This window comes from Aeromonas sp. 159, assembly GCF_963862045.1.
Taxonomy (GTDB): Bacteria; Pseudomonadota; Gammaproteobacteria; order Enterobacterales; family Aeromonadaceae; genus Aeromonas; species Aeromonas veronii.
On the sequence record NZ_CAWLMI010000053.1, the window covers coordinates 1 to 21531 of the forward strand.

Below are 21531 nucleotides of genomic sequence, written 5' to 3' on the forward strand. Positions count from 1 at the left end.
AGCCTGCTCGACACCGACGCCTACAAGCTGCATATGCAGCAGGCGGTGTTCCATCGCTATCCGGATGCCGAGGTGGTAGCCGAGTTTCACAGCCGCAATGAAGAGGATCTGCTGCCCATGATGGGGCAGATCGAGGAGCAACTGCGCCTCGCCGGTTCCCTGCGACTGACCAAGCCAGAGCTCGATTTTCTGGCCGAGCGTCCCTTCTTCACCCCTGACTACCTCGACCACCTGCGCCGCAAGCCGCTCGACGCCTCCCTGCTCAAGGTGTTCGAGCAGGATGGCCGCATCAATGTGCGGGTCGAGGGCCCCTGGCAGGATGTGATCCTGTGGGAGATCCCTGTGCTCGCCATCATCAGCGAGATGCGCAACCGCTTCCGCTATCCCCAGTTCGGCGTCAGCCATGCGCTGGAGCGGCTCGATCAGAAGATCGACAAGCTGGAGAAGGAGCTGAGCCGCGACGAGATGAGCGAGTTCAACCTCATCGACTTCGGCACCCGCCGCCGCTTCTCCCACGCGGTGCAGGATGCGGTAGTGGGTCGCCTCAAGGAGCGTCTGCCGGCGTTTCGCGGCACCAGCAACTACATGCTGGCCCAGAAGTACAAGCTGCCCGCGGTCGGCACCCAGGCCCATGAGTGGTTCCAGGCGCACCAGCAGCTCGGCTTCCCGCTGGAGCACAGCCAACGCGCCGCCCTCACCAGCTGGCTGGACGAGTTCACCGACCATCTCGGCATCGCCCTGACCGACTGCATCACCATGGATGCCTTCCTGCGGGACTTCGACTTCGAGCTGGCCAGCAGCTACCAGGGCTTGCGCCACGACTCCGGCGATCCCGTAGTGTGGGGCGAGAAGGCCATTAGCCACTATCAGCGGCTCGGCATCGATCCTACCGACAAGACCCTGGTCTTCTCCGACGGGCTCAACCTCGACAAGGCGGTGCAGCTGTTCCGCCACTTCCGTGGCCGCATCAATACCAGCTTCGGTATCGGCACCAAGCTCACCTGTGATCTGCCCGGTGTCAGCCCGATGAACATCGTCTTCAAGCTGATCGAGTGCAATGGCGGCCCGGTTGCCAAGATCTCCGACAGCCCGGGCAAGACCCTCTGTCGGGATGCGGAGTTTATCCGCAACCTCAAACAGGCGTTCCACGTCGGGGTCTGACCTTCCGAACACCAGAAAACAAAAAGCCCGCCGGTTCGCACCGGCGGGCTTTTTTATCGACTCAAGGGGTATCAGTCTTTCTTGGCCAGCAGGAACTGCACCAGCTTGTTGAACTGCTCTTGAGAGGTGATGGATTCAATCTTCACCATGTACTTGCCGTTCACCAGGAAAGCCGGTACACCGCGAATGTTGTAGCTCTCGGTGTTGCGATCGAACTGGGAGACCATGCCGGAGACGGCAAAGCTGTCGACGGCACCGTCGAACTCTTCAGCCGGTACGCCGTTGTCCACGAAGATCTTCTTCACGTCATCACGGCTCATCGGCGGCTGACGCTGGGTGTGGATCTTGGTGAAGATGGCCGGAGTCAGCTTGGCTTCGGCATTGAGCAGGCTGGCAACAGCGTAGGCACGCTGCATCTCGGGGCCCATCTCGCGACCGAGGAAAGCAACTGGGTTCTTCTTGAGGGGCACACCCTCTGGCAACCCGGCCTTCAACTGTTCAACGATCGGTTCGAAGGTAGCGCAGTGCGGGCAGTAGTAGGAGAAAAACTCCATCACTTCCGGCTGGGCACTGCCAGTCTGTTTGACCACATCGTAGTTGACGCCTTCCTTGAACTCGGGGGCGGCGTGAACCATGGGGATCATCAGCATGGCAGCAAGGAAAAATAGAACTTTTTTCATGATGTTTCCTGTTAAGGGATCACTGTGAGGCACGCCCGGCGAACCGAAGCAGTGCCAAGCCTATTGTTTCGCCATGCTAACGTCAATGGTCAGGGCCGGAGATCGAGTCCCCCTTGCCGCGCAAGATCCCTTCTATTTCACCAGTTTGGCATCAGACTCAACGGCGGCGCCTTCAGTGCCTCCAGCTGATCGTGCAGGGTCGCAATCTGTTGACGCCAGTAGTGATCGGTATTGAACCAGGGGAAGTGACGGGGGAAGGCGGGATCTTCCCAGCGCCGCGCCAGCCACGCCATGTAGTGAACGATGCGCATCGCCCGCAGCGGCTCGATCAACGCCAGCTCCCGAGAGTCGAACTCCATAAACTCCTCGTAGCCCGCCAGCAGGGTGTCGAGCTGGATCTGCTGCTCGTGGCGCTCGCCGCTCAGCATCATCCAGAGATCCTGAATCGCGGGGCCGGTACGGCAATCATCGAGGTCGACAAACATGGGGCCATCGCGCCAGAGGATGTTGCCCGGATGGCAGTCGCCATGCAGGGAGATCTGCGCCACATCCAGGGCCATGGCGTCGCTGACATGCTTGATCAGCTCGTCCAGCACCCGGAAGAATTGCTTCGCCAGCCCGCTTGGCAGCCACTCGCCTGACGCCAGCAGCTGACGCGGTTCGTGCAGCATGCTCTCCACATCGAGCCGCACCCGATGATGAAACGGCTTGCTGGCGCCGATCTGATGAATGCGGCCGAGGAAACGCCCCACCCACTCCAGTTGATCGAGATTATCCACTTCGAACTGGCGGCCACCGACGCTTTGCCAGATGGCAAAGGGGTAGCCCTCGTGCTCCAGCAGGGTCTCGCCTGCAAAGGCGAGTGGCGCGGCGACCGGGATCTCAGCCTCTGCAAGGCGGGTGGCAAACTCGTGCTCCTCGAGGATCTGGGCTCGGCTCCAGCGGCCGGGACGGTAGAACTTCACCACAAAGCGACGACGATCCTCATCCTGAAACTGGTAGACCCGGTTTTCGTAGCTGTTGAGCTCGATAAGGCCGGAGTCGAGCCGCAGGCCACTGAGATCGAGCGCATCCATGATGAGGTCGGGATTGAGGTCGGAATAGTTGAAACGCATGTCATCCACCATAAGAAAGGGGCGCCGTTGCGCCCCATTCTATCACTACTGACCGGCATTGCCGTGCTCGCTGGTGACCGGACTGGTGTCACGCCCGGCCCGCAGCCACGCGCAGTTACAACCGGCTGATAAACTTGCTGCCCTGGCGCAGGTTGCCCTTGCTGTCATCGGGCGCCGCCCCCTCCCGTTTCAGCACGAACTGGATATCCAGCGCCGGCCGTTTCAGGTTGTAGGGATCGACCGCCAGACTGACCGGCAGGGTGTAGATCTCGCCCGCCTTCAGTGTCACTTCACGGGGGCCGAACCACTGATACTCGGGCAAGCCCTCCACATCCAGCTGGTAGGTCTGGGACTGCAGGGTCTTGTTGAGGATCTTGAGGGTGTAGGTGTTCTCAATCAGCCCCTCGCTATTTTCGCGGAACAGCTGGTTGCGATCCCGCAAGATATCGAGCCCCATCGGCATGATGGACATGGCGTTGTAGACAAATACCCCCAGCATCACTGCCATCACCAAGCCGTAACCTATCAGCTTGGGCCGCGCCACATGGGTGGAGTCGTTGGCCAGCTTGTGCTCGGTGGTGTAGCTGATGAGCCCTTTCGGGTAGCCCATCCGCTCCATGGTCTGGTCGCAGGCATCGACGCAGGCGCCGCAGTTGATGCACTCGTACTGCAGGCCATCGCGGATGTCGATACCGGTCGGGCAAACCTGCACGCAGAGATCGCAGTCGATACAGTCACCCAATCCCATCGCCTTGGGATCCGCCTTGCGGGAGCGGGCGCCACGGGTCTCACCACGCTTGGTATCATAGCCGACGATGAAGGTGTCCTTGTCGAACATGGCGGACTGGAAGCGGGCATAGGGGCACATATGGATACACATGATGGCACGCATCCAGCCCGCGTTGCCGTAGGTGATGATGGTGAAGAAGATCACCCAGAACAGCACCCATCCGCTGGCCTGCAGAGTGAAGAGGTCCGGCACCAGTTCAGTCACATCCTGGAAGTAGGCGACGAAGGTCAGGCCGGTTACCAGCGAGATCGCCAGCCAGGCCAGATGCTTGGCTCCCTTGCGGGCCAGCTTCTCGCCGCTCCAGGGCGCCTCGTCCAGCTTGCGCCGCTTGTTGGCGGGCCCTTCCAGCTTCTCTTCAAACCAGATGAACATGAAGGTCCAGACCGTCTGCGGGCAGAGATAGCCACACCAGACCCGACCGAGGAAGGTGGTAATAAAGAAGAGTCCGAAGGCGGCGATCATGAAGAGCCAGGCGAGCAGGGTCAGATCCTGCGGCCAGATGGTGGCGCCAAAGATATGGAACTGCTGGTGACCGAGGTCGAACAGCACCGCCTGTCGCCCGTCGTAACGCAGCCAGGGCAGCAGCACGAACAGCGCCACAAAGAACCAGCCCATGGCCTTGCGCATCCGCTGCCAATACCCTTTCTGGGCCCGCACATAGATGCGGTTGCCCGGGTTGAATCTGTCGTCGCTGGCTTTGAACGTATTGGGGTTGAAGGTCCCGGTTACGCCCTTGTCGGTGACGTCCTTGATATCGATTTTATCGTGGTCGGCCATTGCAAGACATCGCTCCCTTATTTGTTATGGAGCGGATTATATCTTAAACAGCATGCTAATTGTGTGGATTAGATGTATCTAATATTGGGATTGGATCGCAATTTTCGGCAACAAAAAAGCGCATCACCCCGAGGTGATGCGCTTCCGCTAAAGATTCACTTGATTCCGCGTGCCTTGAGCAGTGCCTCTTTGAAATCGGGCACATGATCCTTGGCCAGACCGGGGATCATCGCCTGCTTGTCGGATTCCCGCATCTTGAGGTGGTAGATCAGCATGTCGTCGGTCAGCTCGGACAGAGGCCCTTCAAATCCCGCTTCTTGGGCCAGTTTGGCAACAAACTGCACCAGGCTGAGATCCTGTTCCTTGATCCAGGCAGGCTGCAACAACTCCAGCAGCTCTTCGATACGATGACATTGCATAGACAACCTCTTTAATCTGTCACGTTTAATTCAGGCAACCTTACCCATCAAGGCTACTTCGATTCGATCCCGCCCATTATGCTTGGCCTGATAGAGTGCCGCATCCGCTTTTTGGATCAAATCGGCGATTTTCATGCTGTTGTCCGGTATCAGTGTCGCAACACCAAAACTACATGTGACCCGACCGGAGACCAGTGACTTCTGGTGCGGGATGGCCAGCTCCTTGAGCGCCTGCCGCACATTGTCCGCCACCTGCAGTGCCCCCTGCATGCCGGTGCAGGGCAGCAGCAAGGCGAACTCTTCGCCGCCATAACGGGCCGCCAGATCGTCCTCGCGCCGCTCCACCTCGGCCAGCAGCCCCGCCACCTGTTGCAGGCAGTCATCCCCCAGCTGATGGCCGTAAAGATCGTTGAACTGCTTGAAGTAATCCACATCCACCAGCACCAGCGACAACGGCGCCCGGGCGCGATGGCAGCGCCGCCAGGCCCGCTCCAGAGAGTCGTCGAGATGGGCGCGGTTGGCGATGCCGGTCAGGCCGTCGAGGCGAGAGGTGAGGCGCAAATGCTCGGAGACCGCCTTCAGCTCGGCCACCAGCTCGGCGTTGGAGAAACGGTGGTGGAGCGAGGCGATCTGATCCCGCCGCATCCGGCGCAACAGGGTCGGCAGAAAGACAAACAGATAGCCCGCCAGCATGCAGGAGACGATCCGCTCCTGCTCGTTGCCATTGCCCAGCTCGAACAGCATCGCCATGCCCAGCGGCAGGGCGGAACCATAGAGGGTACGGCGGCTGCCAAACAGCATGATGGCGCTGCCGGTAAGAATGAGGCTGGAGAGCATCATCATGGCGGCCCGGTAGGTATCGGGCAGCTTGTCCATGTAGAGCAGCACCCCGAGAGCCCAGATGATGGAGGTGATGGTGGCTCCGATAAAGAGCTCCCGCTCCAGCACCGGCAACGGTGTCTGGTGCAGGCGGGCTCGACGCCAGCGCAGGTGCCAGCCCCGACCCAGCAGCCACAGGAAAGTGCCTGCCAGCCAACCGAGCGCTTCGATGGCGGGTAGATAGTCGTGAAACAGCAGACTCCAGCCAAATGCCAACACGCCCAAACAGGGGAGACTGAACGATGCATGGGTATAGAGCTGGGCCATGATGGCCTGCTTAACCTGGCGTGTCACACTCTGGGTCAACTGAGTACTCCTGTACAAGAGCCGAGCAGTCTACCATCACCCCCTGACCCGCAACAATAAAGCGCCGCTTATTAAGAAGTTAATCAATCAATATCGATTTCTTCTGCGCTGGCAGGTGAGTCCTTGCTCACCCCTTCTCCAATTCGTCGAGGATCGGGCACTCGGGATTTTCATCCCCGTGGCAGCAGCAAACCAACCCTTCCAGGGAGGTAAGCATGGCCTGCAGCCCGGCGATGCGGGCGCGCAGATCGACGATCTTCTCCTGCGCCAGCTTCTTCACCTGGGCGCTGGTTCTGTGTTCGTCCCGGTAGAGCGCCAGCAGCTCCTGACACTCCTCCAGATTGAAGCCGGTCTCCCGCGCCCGCTTGACGAAACGCAGCTCACGCAGCGCCCCCTCGGTGTAACTGCGATAGCCGTTGTCACTGCGTACCGGGGCTGTGATGAGGCCAATGCTCTCGTAATAACGGATGGTCTTGGCAGTCAGCCCAGTGGCCTTGGCAACCTTGCTGATATTCATTTATGCCTCCTTACTCATCGGGTTGGATGCTGGCCCGTGCGCCGCCCTGGGCTGCCAGCGTTTCAATAACAGGGAATTGCTCAAAACCGTGATACTGCTCAGGGCCATGGCCGCCCCCGCCAGCTCGGGGCTCAGGTAGCCCAGTGCCGCCAGCGGAATGCCGATGATGTTGAACACGAAGGCCCAGAACAGATTCTGCTGTATGGTGCGCCAGGTCGCCGCCGAGATGTCGATGGCATCGGCCACCAGCCGCGGGTCAGATCGCATCAGGGTAATGGAAGCAGTCTCCATCGCCACGTCGGAGCCGGAGCCCATGGCGATGCCGACGTCCGCCGCCGCCAGCGCCGGGGCATCGTTCACCCCATCCCCCACCATGGCCACCAGCCCGCGGGTTTGCGCCCGCAGCGCCTCCACTTTCTCCACCTTGCCAGCTGGCAGCACGGAGTCAAAGGCTCCGTCCAGTCCCAGCTTGGCAGCGATATGGGCCACGGGGGCCGGCGCGTCGCCGCTCACCAACCAGCTGGCAATGCCGCGCTGGCGCAGGGTGGCGATGGCTTCCGGGCTCTCGGGGCGCAGGGTATCGGCCAGCGCCGCGATGCCGGCCACCACGCCGTCGATGGCCACCCAAACCCGGGTCGCCCCATCGGCCGCTTGTTCATCCTGTTGCGGCGGTTCAATGCCGAGCTGGGCCAGCAGGGAGCCATTACCGATGGCGACCGTGTGACCAGCGACCTGACCGACAATACCGGCACCGACCCGCACCTCGACAGCTTCCGGCTGGGGTAGCACGGCCACTTTGTCGACCGCCTCGCGCATCGCCAGCGCCAACGGATGTTCGCTCGCCTGCTGCAGGGCGGCGGCAAGGCGCAACTGCTCGTCGTTGCCACTCCAGCTGGCCAGCACCGGCTTGCCTTGAGTGAGTGTGCCGGTTTTGTCGAAGATGAGCGCCTTGATGGCGTGGGCCTTCTGCAGGGTATCCACATCCTTGATCAGAATGCCGTGACGCGCCGCGACGCCGGTACCAGTGACAATGGCCGCCGGTGTGGCCAGCCCCAGCGCACAGGGACAGGCGATCACCAGCACCGCCACCGCCGCCAGCAGCGCCTGACCGAAATCGTTGCTGATGGCGTACCACACCAGCAGGGTGAACAGGGCGATGGCCATCACCACCGGCACGAACACGGCGGAGACCTTGTCCACCAGCTGTTGCAGCGGGGCCTTGCCCATCTGGGCGCTCTCCACCAGTGCGATGATCTTGCTGAGGCTGGAGTCCTCCCCCACCGTGGTGGCTTCGATCTCCAGCACGCCGGAGCGGTTGATGGCACCGCCCAGCACCTTGTCGCCCTCGCCGCGCGGCACCGGCAGGCTCTCGCCGGTGAGGATCGACTCGTCCAGCTCGCTGGCGCCGCTCACGATTTTGCCGTCCACCGGCACCCGCTCACCCACCAGCACCCGCAGCCGATCGCCGCGCAGCACCTCGTCGATGGCGACGCTCTGCCAGCTCTCGCCACGCCAGACGGTGGCGGTTTCCGGCCGCAGCGCCATCAGTTCACGAATGGCGGACTGGGTGCTGCGTCTGGCCCGAGCTTCCAGCAACTTGCCAAGGGAGATCAGGGTAATGATGATGGCGCTCGCCTCGAAATAGAGCTTGCCGCTGGCGGCCATCCCCAGCGTCAGCAACAGATAGAGGCTGTAGAAGTAGGCAGCGCTGGTGCCGGTAGCCACCAGCACATCCATATTGGCTGCGCGGTTCTTGATGGCAAGCCAGGCGCCGCGATAGAAACGGGCCCCGATCCAGAACTGCACCGGGGTGGCGAGCAGCAGCTCCAGCCAGGCGGGCAGATGCCAAGGCAGCAGACCGGCCATGGCCAGCATCCCTACCAGCAGCGGCAGGGTCAGCAAAGCCGAGACGATGACCCGGGTCTGCGCCTGACGGGCGCTGGCGGCCTCCTGCGCTTCCCGCTCCAGCAACTGCTGGCGGCGGCCGCTGGCCGAACCCTGTGCCAGCTGGGCGCCAAAGCCGAGCGCTTCGATCTGCTCGCGCAAAGCGGCCGGAGTCTGCATCCCGGGGACCAGCACAATCCGGGCCTGTTCGATGGAGAAGTTGACCTCGGCGGAGATAACGCCGGGCAGCGCGGCCAGCATCTTGTTCAGTCGAGCCGAACAACCTGCACATGTCATGCCGGTAATTTGAAACAAAAAGGTCTCGCTACCGTAGTCATAACCCTGACTTTTGATGCTGTCGAGCACCGCAGGCAGGCGGTCAGGGCTGGCCAGCTCGATGGCCGCCTGCTCCAGCGCGAAGTTGACGGTGGCCGATACCCCGTCGAGTTTGTTGAGGCTGGTCGCGATGCGGCTGGCGCAGTTGGCGCAGTTCATGCCGCTGAGCGGCAACTGCAGATGAATGGGTGATTGAAGATGAGTGGTCATGTTGTTCCTCCCCGGAACCCGTCAGCACCACAAAACGCCGACTGGCAAACCCTAACCTTTACTGTAAGGGCAAGCTCAAGCTACAAGATCCACTTTTTGCAGATGAAAAAACGGCGCCCGTTTGCTGCCAGAGAGCAAACGGGCGCCGCATTCAGCTATTGCGCGGTGTGAGCGGAACTCAGATACCGTACTGGGCGCGGTAAGCCTTCATGGCCGCCAGTTGCACTGCCAGCTCCGGCTGCTCGGCCTGCTTCTCTTCCAGATACTGGATCAAGTCGCTCATCTGAATGATGGCGATGATGTGGGCGCCGTAGTCACGCTCCACTTCCTGAATGGCGGAGAGTTCGCCCTTGCCCTTCTCCTGACGGTCCAGCGCGATCAGCACGCCCGCCAGCGAGGCGCCGTTGGCCTGGATCAGATCCATGGATTCGCGGATGGCGGTACCGGCGGTGATGACGTCATCCACCAGCATGATGCGCCCCTTGAGCGGGCTGCCCACCAGATTTCCACCCTCGCCGTGATCCTTGGCCTCCTTGCGGTTGAAGCACCAGGGCACGTCCACATCGTGCTGCTCCACCAGCTGCACGGCGGTGGCGGAGGCGATGGGGATCCCCTTGTAGGCCGGGCCAAACAGCACATCAAACTCGATGCCGGCATCCATCAAGGCGGCGGCATAGAAGCGGCCGAGACGGGCCAGATCGCGGCCGCTGTTGAACAGACCGGCGTTGAAGAAGTAGGGGCTTTTACGACCGGATTTCAGGGTAAATTCACCGAATTTGAGGACCTGTTTCTCCAGGGCGAACTCGATAAATTGACGCTGGTAGGCTTTCATTCTGGCTCCTTGCTTGGCTTGTCGTTGTCTTGTGTGGGGGTATAAAAAAACGCGGTCAATGCCGCGTTTTTAAAATCAGGAGAGCGACTGCTTCTGCAGCGCAATGATGTCGGCGATGCCACCCTTGGCGAGCGCCAGCATCTCCAGCAGCTCTTCGTGGGTGAAGGGCTCGGCCTCCGCGGTGCCCTGCACCTCGATGATGCGACCATCTTCGGTCATCACCACGTTCATGTCGGTCTCGGCGGCGGAGTCTTCGATATACTCCAGATCGCAGATGGCTTCGCCCTGATACATGCCGACGGAGACGGCGGCGATCATCTGCTTGAGCGGGCTTTGCTTGATCATGCCCTTCTCGACCATCCAGTTCAGCGCATCCACCAGCGCCACGCAGGCACCGGTAATGGAAGCGGTGCGGGTGCCGCCATCGGCTTGCAGCACATCACAGTCAACGGTGATGGAGTGCTCGCCCAGCGCAGTCAGGTCTACCGCCGCGCGCAGGGAGCGGGCAATCAGACGGGAGATCTCCAGAGTACGGCCACTCTGCTTGCCGGAGGCCGCTTCGCGGTTCATCCGGGAGTGGGTGGAGCGCGGCAGCATGCCGTATTCGGCAGTCACCCAGCCCTGGTTCTTCCCTTTCAGGAAGCGCGGCACGCTGGTGTCAACGCTGGCGGTGCAGAGCACGCGAGTGTTACCGAACTCCACCAGCACTGAGCCTTCTGCATGTTTGGTGAAATTGCGGGTAATGGTAACCGGGCGAAGTTGCGCGGCACTGCGATCGCTTGGACGTGACATGGAACGGACCTCTGGGCTGGCTCAAATTGGCGGGGGATTATAAGTGATCCCGCCCCAAATATCAGCCGCTAAAACCACGGCATCGGCTGACGAGCAGGGCCGGGCTGAGTATACTGGCCGCACACTTCATCAAGCCCGGAATAATCAATGATTCACAGCATGACCGCCTACGCCCGCAAGGAATTCAAGGGCGACTGGGGCACAGCCGTTTGGGAAATTCGTTCGGTAAACCAGCGCTATCTGGAAACCTACATTCGCCTGCCGGAGCAACTGCGCAGCCTGGAGCCGGTTCTGCGTGAGCGTTTCCGCGCCAAGCTGCAGCGCGGCAAGGTGGAGTGCAACCTGCGTTTCGAAGCCGCTCAGGCCGCTGCCAGCCAGCTGCACATTAATGAAGAGCTGGCCAAGCTGATCATCGACAGCGCCAAGTGGGTAATGAAAGAAGCGGGCCAGGGCCAGCTCAACCCGGTCGACGTGCTGCGCTGGCCGGGTGTCATGGCTGCCGCCGAACAGGACATGGACGCGGTCGCCACCGAGCTGCTCGGCGGTTTTGACCAGACCATGGAAGATTTCCTCGCCTCCCGCGCCAGCGAAGGGGCCAACCTCAAGGCGCTGATCGAGCAGCGTCTGGCCGGTATTCAGGTGGAAGTGAAGAAGGTGCGCGTCCACCTGCCGCAGATCATCGAGTGGCAGCGCCAGAAGCTCACCGACCGTCTGGCCGAAGCCAAGGTGGAGCTGGATCCGGCCCGCATCGAGCAGGAGATCGTGCTGCTGGCCCAGAAGATCGACGTGGCCGAAGAGCTGGATCGTCTGGAGATGCACATCAGCGAAACCAACAAGATCATGAAAAAGGATGGCGCCTGTGGCCGTCGTCTCGACTTTATGATGCAGGAGTTCAACCGCGAGTCGAACACCCTCGGTTCAAAGTCGATCAACGCCGAAGTGACCCAGTCCGCCGTCGAGCTGAAAGTCCTTATCGAGCAGATGCGCGAGCAGATCCAGAACATCGAGTGATGAGTCACTGACTATCCGGTTGTTACCTGCAAAAGAGCCCTTGATTCCTCAAGGGCTCTTTTATTTTCCGGCCATCACACCTGTCGCCCACCGCCGGTAAGTCAGCGGCTGGGAAGCGCCCTAGCCTATCGGCATCACCAGCGCCGGTTGATGAGGGTCGCTCAGCCGCTCGGCGAGGTAGTCCACCAGCAGCCGCACCTTGGGGGAGAGGTGGCGGTTGTGGGGATAGAGGGCCCAGATCCCCTCCGCAGGGGCCCGCAGTTCGGGCAGCAGCTCGATCAGCTCGCCGCGGGCCAGATGGTCGCTCACGTAGTAGTCCGGCAGCTGGATGATGCCGATCCCCTTGAGCGCCGCATCCAGCAGGGCGTGGCCGCTGTTGCACTGCAACAGGCCGCGCACCCGCACGCTGTGGGGGCGGCCATCCAGGGTGAAGTGCCACTCGTCGCTGTTGCCCACCAGACAGGTGTGGCGGGTCAGCTCGGAGAGGCTGTTGGGCATGCCGTGGCGGGCGGTGTAGGCCGGTGAGGCGCAGACATAGGGTACCCGCTGCGCCAGCTTGCGCGCCACCAGCGTCGAATCCTTGAGATGGCCGAGCCGCAGCGCCAGATCGTAACCCTCGTGCACCAGATCCAGCAGCTGGTTGGTGAGGTTGAGGGTCACCTCCAGCTGGGGAAATCGCACCATGAAGTCGTTCACCAGCGGGGCGATGCGGCTCTCGCCGTAGGAGACGGGTGCCGTGATGCGCAGCGAGCCTTGCGGCACCGCCTGATGGCGCCCTACCGCCAGTTCCGCCTCGTAGAGATTGTCCAGCAGCTGACGGCAGTGGCGATAGTAGATCTCGCCGAGCTCGGTGAGCCGCACCTGACGGGTGGTGCGCAGCAGCAACTTGGCCTGCAGCCGATCTTCCAGCTGTGCCACCTGACGGCTCACTTGCGCCACCGACACCCCCAGCTTGCGCGCCGCCGGGGTAAAGCCCCCCTGCTCCGCCACGCTGACAAATTCACAGATCCCTTCCCAGCCGAACATTATTACCTGTGTGTAAAAGTGATTTGAGATTTGCCCTCATTATCACCAAATCGGCGGGAAACTACACTGGATGTCCGAACTCATCTCTGTTCACCCTGCTCAACAAGAAGGATGTCATTCATGGCACAGGTTCAAAGCATCAAGTGTAAAGCCGCCATCGCCTGGGGCCCGGGTCAGCCCCTCTCCATCGAAGAGGTGGAAGTCATGCCACCGCAAGCGGGCGAGGTGCGGGTGCGCATCGTCGCGACCGGCGTCTGCCACACCGATGCCTTCACCCTCTCCGGTGAGGATCCGGAAGGGGTCTTCCCCTGCATTCTCGGCCACGAGGGGGGCGGCATCGTCGAATCGGTCGGCGAAGGGGTCACCAGCGTCAAGGTGGGGGATCACGTGATCCCGCTCTACACCCCCGAGTGCGGCGAGTGCAAATTCTGCAAATCCGGCAAGACCAACCTCTGCCAGAAGATCCGCGCCACTCAGGGTAAGGGGCTGATGCCGGACGGCACCACCCGCTTCTCGAAAGATGGCCAGCCCATCTATCACTACATGGGCACCTCCACCTTCAGCGAATACACGGTACTGCCGGAGATCTCCATCGCCAAGGTGGACCCGGCCGCCCCGCTGGAAGAGGTCTGCCTGCTCGGCTGCGGCGTCACCACCGGCATCGGCGCCGTGATGAACACCGCCAAGGTGAAGGAAGGTGAGAGCGTCGCCATCTTCGGGCTGGGTGGCATCGGCCTCTCCGCAGTGATCGGTGCCCGTCTGGCCAAGGCCGGTCGCATCATCGCCATCGATATCAACGAGAGCAAGTTCGAGCTGGCCCGCAAGCTGGGCGCCACCGACTGCATCAACCCGAACGATTACGACAAACCGATTCAAGAGGTGATCGTCGAGCTGACCGATGGCGGCGTCGACTTCTCCTTCGAATGCATCGGCAACGTCAAGGTGATGCGTGCAGCGCTGGAGTGCTGCCACAAGGGTTGGGGCGAGTCGGTCATTATCGGCGTCGCCGGAGCGGGTCAGGAGATCAGCACCCGTCCGTTCCAGCTGGTCACCGGTCGGGTCTGGCGCGGCAGCGCCTTCGGTGGGGTACGCGGTCGCAGCGAGCTGCCGAGCTATGTACAGCGCTACATGCAGGGTGAGTTCCGCCTCGATGACTTCATCACCCACACCATGGGGCTTGAGCAGATCAACGAGGCGTTCGATCTGATGCACCAAGGCAAGAGCATCCGCACCGTCATCCACTACTGAGCATGATCACCCCGCCCGCCATCGTGGGCGGGGTGCAGGAGTCCTTCGATGAATCTGGAGATTATCAGCAGCAACAAGAGCTTCGGCGGCAGGCACAAGCGCTATCGCCACCACGCCAGCGTGCTCGGCTGCGAGATGAATTTTGCCATCTATCTGCCGCCCCAGGCCCTCACTGGCCAGAAGGTGCCCGTACTCTACTGGCTCAGCGGCCTCACCTGCACCGATGAGAACTTTATGCAGAAAGCGGGCGCCCAGCGTATCGCCGCCGAGCTCGGCATCGCCTTGGTGGCGACGGACACCAGCCCCCGCGGCGACGGCGTAGCGGACGATCCCGGTTATGACCTCGGCATGGGCGCAGGCTTTTACGTCAACGCCAGCCAGAGCCCCTGGCAGGCGCACTACCAGATGTATGACTACGTTACCCGCGAGCTGCCTGACTTGATAGAGACTCACTTCCCGGTCTCGACCCGGCGCGCCATCAGCGGCCACTCCATGGGCGGTCACGGTGCGCTGATCGCCGCGTTGCGCGAGCCCGGTCGCTACCGCTCGGTCTCGGCCTTCAGCCCGATCTGCCACCCTAGCCGCAGCCCCTGGGGCCAGAAGGCGCTCGGTGCCTACCTCGGCAGCAATCCGCTGTTGTGGCAGGAGTGGGATGCCTGCCAACTGCTGCGCCACCAGCCGGTCACGCCGCTACCAACCTTGGTGGATGTGGGGCTGGATGATCCCTTCCTCGCCGAGCAGCTGCATATCGACGCGCTGGCCGAAGTGGCCGCCAGCAAGGAGTGGCCGCTGGAGCTCAACCGCCACGAGGGCTATGACCACAGCTACTACTTCGTGGCGAGCTTTATCGAGGCGCACCTGCGCTTTCACGCCCGCCACCTCTGATCAAAACAGGCCCGTTGCGGGCCTGTTTCAGTTGTGGTGATCGGTTGATATCAGCTGCCCGCGCGGGTCACCCCGCCGGAGCCTGCGATCTGCTGCTCTACCTTGGGATCGCCCCAGTAGGCGATGTTGCCTGAGCCGGCGATGCCGACTTTCAGCGTCTCCTGCGCCCGCACCTCCACATCACCGCTGCCGGCGATATTGACCTCGACCTCGTTGCCACGCATTTCGCTACCCAGCACATCGCCGGCACCGGCAATGTTCAGCTCGATGCTGGCGGCAGAGCCGCTTCCCAGATCCAGGCTGCCTGCACCAGCGATATTGCCTTTCAATCGCTGTACCTCCAGCTGGCTGGCGACGATACCACCGGTTCCCGCCACCGACAGTTCCAGCGCCTCGCCCTTGAAGCCGTGCAGATCGCCGTTGCCAGTACCTGCCAGCGCCATTTCACTGAGCTCTGGCAGGGTGATGGTGATCTCCAGCGGTTCGGTAGGCCGCAGTCGGTAACCCTCCTTCACCTCGATCTCCAGCTTGCTGCCGCGCTCGGTCAGCTCCAGATAGGGCAAGATATTTGCCTGCCCCTTGATCAGGATGCCGCGCTGCTCCCCCGCCACCAGATGGAGGGTAGCTGGAGTTCCCGCCAGCACCCGGGTCACCCGCTCGCCCAGTGCCTGCTGGCGCTCGACCGGGACACCTTCCCCCTTGATCTCGGTGTCGGCAAAGACGTTGCAACCTCCCATCACCAACGCCACCAAGACGCCAATCATCCACCGCATAACTGTTCTCCTTTTTATTTATTGATAAGCCACCTGACAGGCCCTGTTCGAAACCACAAAAATAGAGGCCGTATGAAACCATAGATAGCAATGGCCATGCCAGAAGCTAACCATATGATTTTCAATCAAAATAAAATCAACAGTAAGAAGTGGTACGCATTAAAAAGAGCCATTTAGACCACCATTTGGCGAATCTGACCATCCCCTAACAGGCAGGTGGAGAGCTGGCTGGCAAGCCGTTCGCGAGGTCGCTACGCTGACAAACCGTGGAAGTTTTGGATTGCCCTGCCGGTCTGTTGAGCCAATAGTGGTACTTCGTACGTACCAAGCTCTCCATTGCGGTAATGTCATTACCACTGTCTTGTCAGTCTTCACTGCCAACAAGGAGTCAGAGCGTGACCCAAGCAAGCCCTCTCTATTCCACTGCCACCGGTCTGCCGGAGCCGACTCGCACCCCGTTGCTGACCGGCAGCGATTCCGAGCAGAAACGGCGCGAGCTGCTCGCCTACTTCTGCCAGACCTTCGATCTCTACGACTCGCTGTTCGACTGTCTGGCCGATGAGCGGGCCTGGTTCAACAAGGCGATCCCCCTGCGCCATCCGCTCATCTTCTACTACGGCCACACCGCTGCCTTCTTCATCAACAAGCTGCTGGCGGCGCGCCTGATCGACCAGCGGCTGGATGCCCGCATCGAGGCCATGGTCGCCATCGGGGTGGACGAGATGAGCTGGGACGATCTGGACGAGACCCACTACGACTGGCCCAAAGTCAGCGAGCTGCGCAGCTATCGGGCCAAAGTCCGTTCGCTGGTGTGCGATTTTATTCGCCAGATGCCGCTCACTCTGCCCATCGACTGGCAGAGCCCGGCCTGGGTGATCCTGATGGGGATAGAGCACGAGCGCATCCACCTCGAGACCTCCAGCGTGCTGATCCGCCAGTTGCCACTCGCCTGGGTGCGGCCGCAGCCTTATTGGCCCACCTGTACCGAAGCCCGCCACCGCATTGACCAGGTACCCGCCAACAGCCTGCTGCCGGTGGCCGGCGGCAAGGTGCGCCTTGGCAAGCAGGACGCCACCTACGGCTGGGACAACGAATATGGCGAGCGCCATATCGAGCTGGCCCCGTTTCAGGCCAGCCGCATGCTGGTGAGCAATGCCGAGTACCTCGCCTTCGTCCAGGCGGGCGGCTACGACCAGCAACAGTGGTGGGATGAGGAGGGATGGGGCTGGTGCCAGTACGCCAAGGCGCAGATGCCCACCTTCTGGGTGGGAGATCCCACCGAGCCCGAACAATTGCAACTGCGGCTGATGACCGAGCAGGTCGCCATGCCATGGGACTGGCCAGTCGAGGTGAATCAGCTGGAGGCGGCTGCCTTCTGTCGCTGGCAGGCGGCCCGGACCGGACTCCCCATCCAGCTGCCGAGCGAGGCGGAATGGATGCTGCTGCGCGAGCAGCTACCCGGCGATCAGCCGGACTGGACGGAAGCCCCCGGCAATATCAATCTGGCCCGCTTTGCCTCCTCCTGCCCGGTGGATGCCTGCCCGCAAGGGGAGTTCTTCGATCTGGTAGGCAATGTCTGGCAGTGGACCAGCACCGCCATCGACGGTTTCGACGGCTATAAAATCCACCCGCTCTACGACGACTTCTCCACCCCCACCTTTGATGGCAAGCACACCCTGATCAAGGGCGGGAGCTGGATCAGCACAGGTAACGAAGCGCTCAAATCATCCCGTTACGCCTTCCGGCGTCACTTCTTCCAGCATGCGGGTTTCCGCTATCTGGTCTCCCGTTATCAGGAACCCGTTATCGTGAATCCCTATGAAACCGACACGCTGGTCGCTCAGTACCTCGACTTCCAGTACGGCCCGAGCTACTTCGGGGTAGCCAACTACGCCAAGACGCTTGCTGATCTTGCTGGCGAGCTCTGCAGCAACCACCAGCGGGCGCTGGATATCGGCTGCGCCACCGGCCGTGCCAGCTTCGAACTGGCCCGCCACTTCCAGCATGTGGACGGGGTGGACTACTCGGCCCGCTTCATCGATGTGGCGCTGGCCCTCGCCAGCCAGGACAGCTTCCGCTACGCCATTCCGCTGGAGGGTGAACTGGTGGAGTATTGCGAGGCACGCCTGTCGAGCCACGGGCTGGGGGCAAGTCAGGCTGAGCGCATCCACTTCAGTCAGGGGGATGCCTGCAACCTCAAGCCCAAATATGACCACTACGATCTGGTGCTCGCCTCCAACCTGATCGACCGGCTGCGGGAGCCCGCCCGCTTCCTGCGGGACATAGCACCCCGGCTGCGCAGCGGTGGCCTGCTGGTGCTTACCAGCCCCTATACCTGGCTGGCGGAATATACCCCGCCCGCCAACTGGCTCGGCGGCATTCGCGAAAACGGCGAGGCGCTCACCACCTATCAGGCGCTGCAACGGCTGCTGGCGGCGGAGTTCGAGGAACACTGCCCGCCCCGGGATGTGCCCTTCGTCATCCGCGAAACCGCCCGCAAATACCAGCACACGGTGGCGCAGCTGACCGTCTGGCGCAAACGCTAATCCGCCGATCGGCACGCAGATGAGAAGAGGGAGGCCAACGGGCCTCCCTCTTGTTATGGCAATAAAAACGGCGCGAGTATCAATGCCCCTGCTCGTGATAGCGGCGGGCCAGCACGGCGCAGACCATCAGCTGGATCTGGTGGAAGATCATCAGCGGCAGCACCATCACCCCGACGCTGGCGGCCGGGAACATGACGTTGGCCATCGGCACCCCGTTGGCCAGACTCTTCTTGGAGCCGCAGAAGACGATGGTGATCTCGTCCGCCTTGTCGAACCCGAGGCGACGGCTGATCCAGACGTTCCAGCAGAGCACCAGCGCCAGCAAGACGCAGCTCAGCAGCACGATACTGGCCAGATCGTACCAGCCTACTTGATGCCAGATCCCCTGCACCACCGCCTCGCTGAAGGCGACGTAGACCACCAGCAGGATGGAGCTCTGATCCAGCTTGCCGATGAGCGGCCGATGGCTATCGACCCAGCGGCCGATAAGCGGGCGCGACAGGTGGCCCACCACGAACGGCAGCATCAGCTGCACCATGATGGCCTGGATGGAGTGCCAGGTGTCGATCCCCTCCCCTTGCACGTGGATCATCATCCCCACCAGCACCGGCGAGAGGAAGATGCCGAGGATGCTGGAGGCCGAGGCGCTGCACACCGCCGCTGACACATTGCCCCCTGCCATCGAGGTAAAGGCGATGGCCGACTGCACGGTGGCCGGCAGGGCGCAGAGATAGAGGAAGCCGAGGTAGATGGCCGGGCTCAGCCAGCTCGGTACCAGCGGGGTGAGCAGCAGCCCCAGCAGCGGAAACAATACGAAGGTGCTGAGCATCACCACCAGATGGAGCCGCCAGTGGCCGAGGCCTGCCAGCAGGTTCTGGCGCGACAGCTTGGCGCCATGCATGAAGAAGAGCAGCGCCACCGCCAGCTTGGTCAGCAGACCGAACCAGACGGCTACCTGCCCCTCGCAGGGGAAGAGGGAGGCCAGGGTGACCACCGCAATCAGCACAACAGTAAAGGGATCCAGACGCACGAAAGGTCTCCATCAGAAGGGCATCCTGCAGCCATGGCGACAGTCAGGATTGGGGAGGACAAGAAACAGAGCGGGAGATGTCTGGCACCTCCCGCTAAAACGAACCTCCAGCTTACCCCGATAACGGAGAGGCGCAACGTTGTGCAGCGGTTAATTGTTCATCAATGCTTAACGCCTTTGCTTTGTTGAATAGCGGAAGTTGCTGACCCGCGGCCAGATAGCGCCAAACCGGCGCGAAATGGATAAAAAAACGGGCGACCAAGGCCGCCCGTCACGCTTTTTCACCCAGCCGATCAGCGCTGGCTGGCCAGCTTGCCGTTGCCGCTTTTCTTCTCATTGCCGGCGAGCTTGCGGGCCTGCCGCTTCTCGAAGCGGGAGATCCACCAGTAGGCCAGCGCCGAGAAGACCGCTGTCATGAAGACGTTGATGAAGAAGGCGCGCACCAGATCCACTCCGGCCGGGAAGGCGGAGGCGCTCATGCTCACCACGAAGATGGCGATCAGCACCGACACCACGCCCATCCCGAACTTGCGCGACCCCATGCGGAAATCGCGGGGGGTGTCGTCATGTTTCCAGCGGAACACGAAGTAGGCCACCATGATGAAGATCGGCGGCAGCATGGCAGTCCCTGCAGTGAGGTTGATGGCGGTGTTCATCATCTGCTGCACCGACTCGGAGCCGAAGCCGTTGACCACCAGCATCGCGAACACGAAGACAAACTGCCACCAGGCGGCGCGCACCGGCACGCCGTGCTCGTTGAGCTGGGTGGTCTTCTCGCCGTAAACCCCCTGCGGGATCTCGGAGAAGTGGATCTTCACCGGCGCCGAGGTCCACATCATCATGGAGCCGAACATGGCGATAAACAGCACCACGCCGACGAAGCGGCCAACCAGCGCCTCGGAGAGCCCGAAGTACTGCGCCATGCCGGTGAAGATCTCCACCATGCCGCCGGCATAGGTGAGGCTCTCGCGCGGTACGAACACGTTCACCAGCAGGGAACCAACCGCATACATGGCACCGATGACGATACCCGCACTGATGATCACCTTGATAAAGGACTTCTGGCCGCCCTTCACGTCATTGAGGTAGGCCGCTGCGGTCTCGGCACCGCCCGCCGCCTGGAAGATCCAGCACATGATGCCCAGCGTCGCCCAGTTGACGGTGGGAGTCATCGCCTCCAGCGTGATGGGCTGGGCCGGCACATGATCGCCACTCAGGGCCATCAGGGCGCCCAGCACATAGATGGCGAACAGGGCAAATACCCCGTAGGCCACGATCTCGGCAATCTTGCCGAGCCAGCTCGCCCCCTTGGTGGAGATGTGGGTCGCCGCCGCAAACAGCACGATGGAGATGATCGAGGTGACCATGGGCGAGAAGCTGTACTCATAGCCCAGCATGGCGTAGGAGGCGTAGGCGATGACGTTGGGTAGCAGGGAGACGAACCAGAACAGGTTCACGAACCAGTAGAGAAACGAGCCCAGATAGGCCATCCGGGTGCCGAGCGGTTTTTTAAGCCAGTCGTACATCCCCGACTCGGAGTTTTTGTTGGCCGAGACGAACTCGGCGATGATGAAGACGAACGGAATGAAGTAGACGATGGTCGCCAGCAGGAAGATGGGGGCTGAGCTGAGCCCCAGCTCGATGTTGTTGTTGACGATGTTGCGCACGTTGAACACGGCGGCAAAGGTCATCGACAACAGGGCAAACTTGCCTATGGTGCCGCGTACGGATTCAGACATGGTGTCCTCCAGTGGACTCGCGCTCCCTGCGGGTAACGCGGTGACTCTGTGATGTGTTCGGCAAGGGTCTGTCGGCCCCGCGCTTTACTCTCTTGTTATGATCGGGCCGCGTGGACGACCTCCTTGGTGAACCGGTGCAGTCTCCCGCACCGGCTCGCAATACCGTTCAGACGATCGGGGTGCCCGGCGCCATCGGCACCCGCGGCTGCAACAGCACGCTCTGGCTCTCGTCCGGCGTCTCGGCGCAGAGCAACATGCACTCGGAACGCTCACCGCGCATCCTGGTGGGCTTGAGGTTGGTCAGTACCACCACCTCGCTGCCCATCAGATCCTCTTCGCTGTAGTAGGGCACCAGACTGGTGACGGTCTGCAGCGGCCGCTCGCCCCCCACGTCGATCTGGACGATGTAGAGTTTGTCAGCCCCGGGGTGGCGCACCACCTCCAGCACCTTGCCCACCTTCATCTCGACCCGTTTGAATTCGGCAAACTCGATCGTCTCGCTCATGCTCTTTTCCTTTTCTGGTTCAACGGTTTGCGGGTGGCCAACGGCCACCCGGTTTGATTGGGATTCAATG

At 61.7% G+C, this 21531-nt stretch carries 19 protein-coding genes; 5 read left to right on the forward strand and 14 right to left on the reverse strand.

Features of this window, described 5'->3' with window-relative positions; genetic code table 11:
- Window positions 1-1161 (forward strand): nicotinate phosphoribosyltransferase (pncB, locus tag AACR14_RS10870; protein WP_019446194.1); only part of this gene is annotated, 1161 nt, incomplete at its 5' end.
- A gap of 71 nt (window positions 1162-1232) precedes the next feature.
- Here pncB and AACR14_RS10875 read toward each other — a convergent pair.
- From AACR14_RS10875 to rph, 9 genes are all read right to left on the reverse strand, one after another.
- Window positions 1233-1841 (reverse strand): thiol:disulfide interchange protein DsbA/DsbL, encoded by a 609-nt coding sequence (locus tag AACR14_RS10875; protein ID WP_005339604.1) that lies wholly within the window; start codon window positions 1839-1841, stop codon window positions 1233-1235.
- Between the two features lie 137 nt (window positions 1842-1978).
- Window positions 1979-2968, reverse strand: coding sequence for a serine/threonine protein kinase (locus AACR14_RS10880; RefSeq protein WP_019446195.1), 990 nt, complete (start codon window positions 2966-2968; stop codon window positions 1979-1981).
- Window positions 2969-3071: 103 nt separating this feature from the next.
- On the reverse strand, window positions 3072-4523 hold the full coding sequence (ccoG, locus tag AACR14_RS10885; protein WP_005357450.1) for a cytochrome c oxidase accessory protein CcoG: 1452 nt from the start codon (window positions 4521-4523) through the stop codon (window positions 3072-3074).
- 155 nt (window positions 4524-4678) lie between these two features.
- The gene (locus AACR14_RS10890) at window positions 4679-4942 is read right to left on the reverse strand and encodes a YihD family protein (RefSeq protein WP_005339598.1); all 264 of its coding nucleotides are present in this window, start codon (window positions 4940-4942) and stop codon (window positions 4679-4681) included.
- 30 nt (window positions 4943-4972) lie between these two features.
- Window positions 4973-6127, reverse strand: a complete 1155-nt coding sequence (locus AACR14_RS10895; RefSeq protein ID WP_005339596.1) for a GGDEF domain-containing protein — start codon at window positions 6125-6127, stop codon at window positions 4973-4975.
- A 127-nt stretch (window positions 6128-6254) separates the two neighbouring features.
- Window positions 6255-6644 carry a Cu(I)-responsive transcriptional regulator gene (gene cueR / locus AACR14_RS10900; protein WP_005356117.1) on the reverse strand — a complete coding sequence of 130 codons (390 nt, stop codon included), beginning with the start codon at window positions 6642-6644 and terminating at the stop codon, window positions 6255-6257.
- Window positions 6645-9074: a heavy metal translocating P-type ATPase gene (locus AACR14_RS10905; RefSeq protein WP_019446196.1), complete on the reverse strand. Its 2430-nt coding sequence runs from the start codon at window positions 9072-9074 to the stop codon at window positions 6645-6647.
- A gap of 178 nt (window positions 9075-9252) precedes the next feature.
- Window positions 9253-9906 (reverse strand): orotate phosphoribosyltransferase, encoded by a 654-nt coding sequence (gene pyrE / locus AACR14_RS10910; RefSeq protein ID WP_019446197.1) that lies wholly within the window; start codon window positions 9904-9906, stop codon window positions 9253-9255.
- Between the two features lie 75 nt (window positions 9907-9981).
- Window positions 9982-10698 (reverse strand): ribonuclease PH, encoded by a 717-nt coding sequence (gene rph, locus AACR14_RS10915; RefSeq protein ID WP_005339589.1) that lies wholly within the window; start codon window positions 10696-10698, stop codon window positions 9982-9984.
- Window positions 10699-10845: 147 nt separating this feature from the next.
- Here rph and AACR14_RS10920 point away from each other — a divergent pair, with 147 nt between their 5' ends.
- A complete protein-coding gene (locus AACR14_RS10920; RefSeq protein ID WP_019446198.1) occupies window positions 10846-11709 on the forward strand; it encodes a YicC/YloC family endoribonuclease in 864 nt (287 codons plus the stop codon).
- Window positions 11710-11829: 120 nt separating this feature from the next.
- Here the strand turns inward: AACR14_RS10920 and AACR14_RS10925 are convergent, their stop codons facing one another.
- On the reverse strand, window positions 11830-12735 hold the full coding sequence (locus tag AACR14_RS10925; RefSeq protein WP_019446199.1) for a LysR substrate-binding domain-containing protein: 906 nt from the start codon (window positions 12733-12735) through the stop codon (window positions 11830-11832).
- Between the two features lie 120 nt (window positions 12736-12855).
- On the opposite strand from AACR14_RS10925, the gene AACR14_RS10930 reads away from it, so the two are divergent.
- Together AACR14_RS10930 and fghA are read left to right on the forward strand one after the other, a co-directional pair.
- Window positions 12856-13983: an S-(hydroxymethyl)glutathione dehydrogenase/class III alcohol dehydrogenase gene (locus AACR14_RS10930; protein ID WP_019446200.1), complete on the forward strand. Its 1128-nt coding sequence runs from the start codon at window positions 12856-12858 to the stop codon at window positions 13981-13983.
- Window positions 13984-14031: 48 nt separating this feature from the next.
- Window positions 14032-14868 (forward strand): S-formylglutathione hydrolase, encoded by an 837-nt coding sequence (fghA, locus tag AACR14_RS10935; protein WP_019446201.1) that lies wholly within the window; start codon window positions 14032-14034, stop codon window positions 14866-14868.
- Between the two features lie 50 nt (window positions 14869-14918).
- Here the strand turns inward: fghA and AACR14_RS10940 are convergent, their stop codons facing one another.
- Window positions 14919-15641 (reverse strand): head GIN domain-containing protein, encoded by a 723-nt coding sequence (locus tag AACR14_RS10940; RefSeq protein ID WP_019446202.1) that lies wholly within the window; start codon window positions 15639-15641, stop codon window positions 14919-14921.
- Window positions 15642-16036: 395 nt separating this feature from the next.
- Here AACR14_RS10940 and ovoA point away from each other — a divergent pair, with 395 nt between their 5' ends.
- Window positions 16037-18187, forward strand: a complete 2151-nt coding sequence (gene ovoA / locus AACR14_RS10945) for a 5-histidylcysteine sulfoxide synthase (protein ID WP_019446203.1) — start codon at window positions 16037-16039, stop codon at window positions 18185-18187.
- A 79-nt stretch (window positions 18188-18266) separates the two neighbouring features.
- On the opposite strand, the gene AACR14_RS10950 is transcribed toward ovoA, so the two are convergent.
- The 3 genes from AACR14_RS10950 to AACR14_RS10960 form a co-directional block, all read right to left on the reverse strand.
- Window positions 18267-19217: a bile acid:sodium symporter family protein gene (locus AACR14_RS10950; protein WP_019446204.1), complete on the reverse strand. Its 951-nt coding sequence runs from the start codon at window positions 19215-19217 to the stop codon at window positions 18267-18269.
- A gap of 293 nt (window positions 19218-19510) precedes the next feature.
- Complete coding sequence (locus AACR14_RS10955; protein WP_019446205.1) at window positions 19511-20956, reverse strand: amino acid permease; 1446 nt, start codon at window positions 20954-20956, stop codon at window positions 19511-19513.
- A gap of 166 nt (window positions 20957-21122) precedes the next feature.
- The gene (locus AACR14_RS10960) at window positions 21123-21461 is read right to left on the reverse strand and encodes a tRNA-binding protein (protein WP_019446206.1); all 339 of its coding nucleotides are present in this window, start codon (window positions 21459-21461) and stop codon (window positions 21123-21125) included.
- Window positions 21462-21531: the final 70 nt, after the last annotated feature.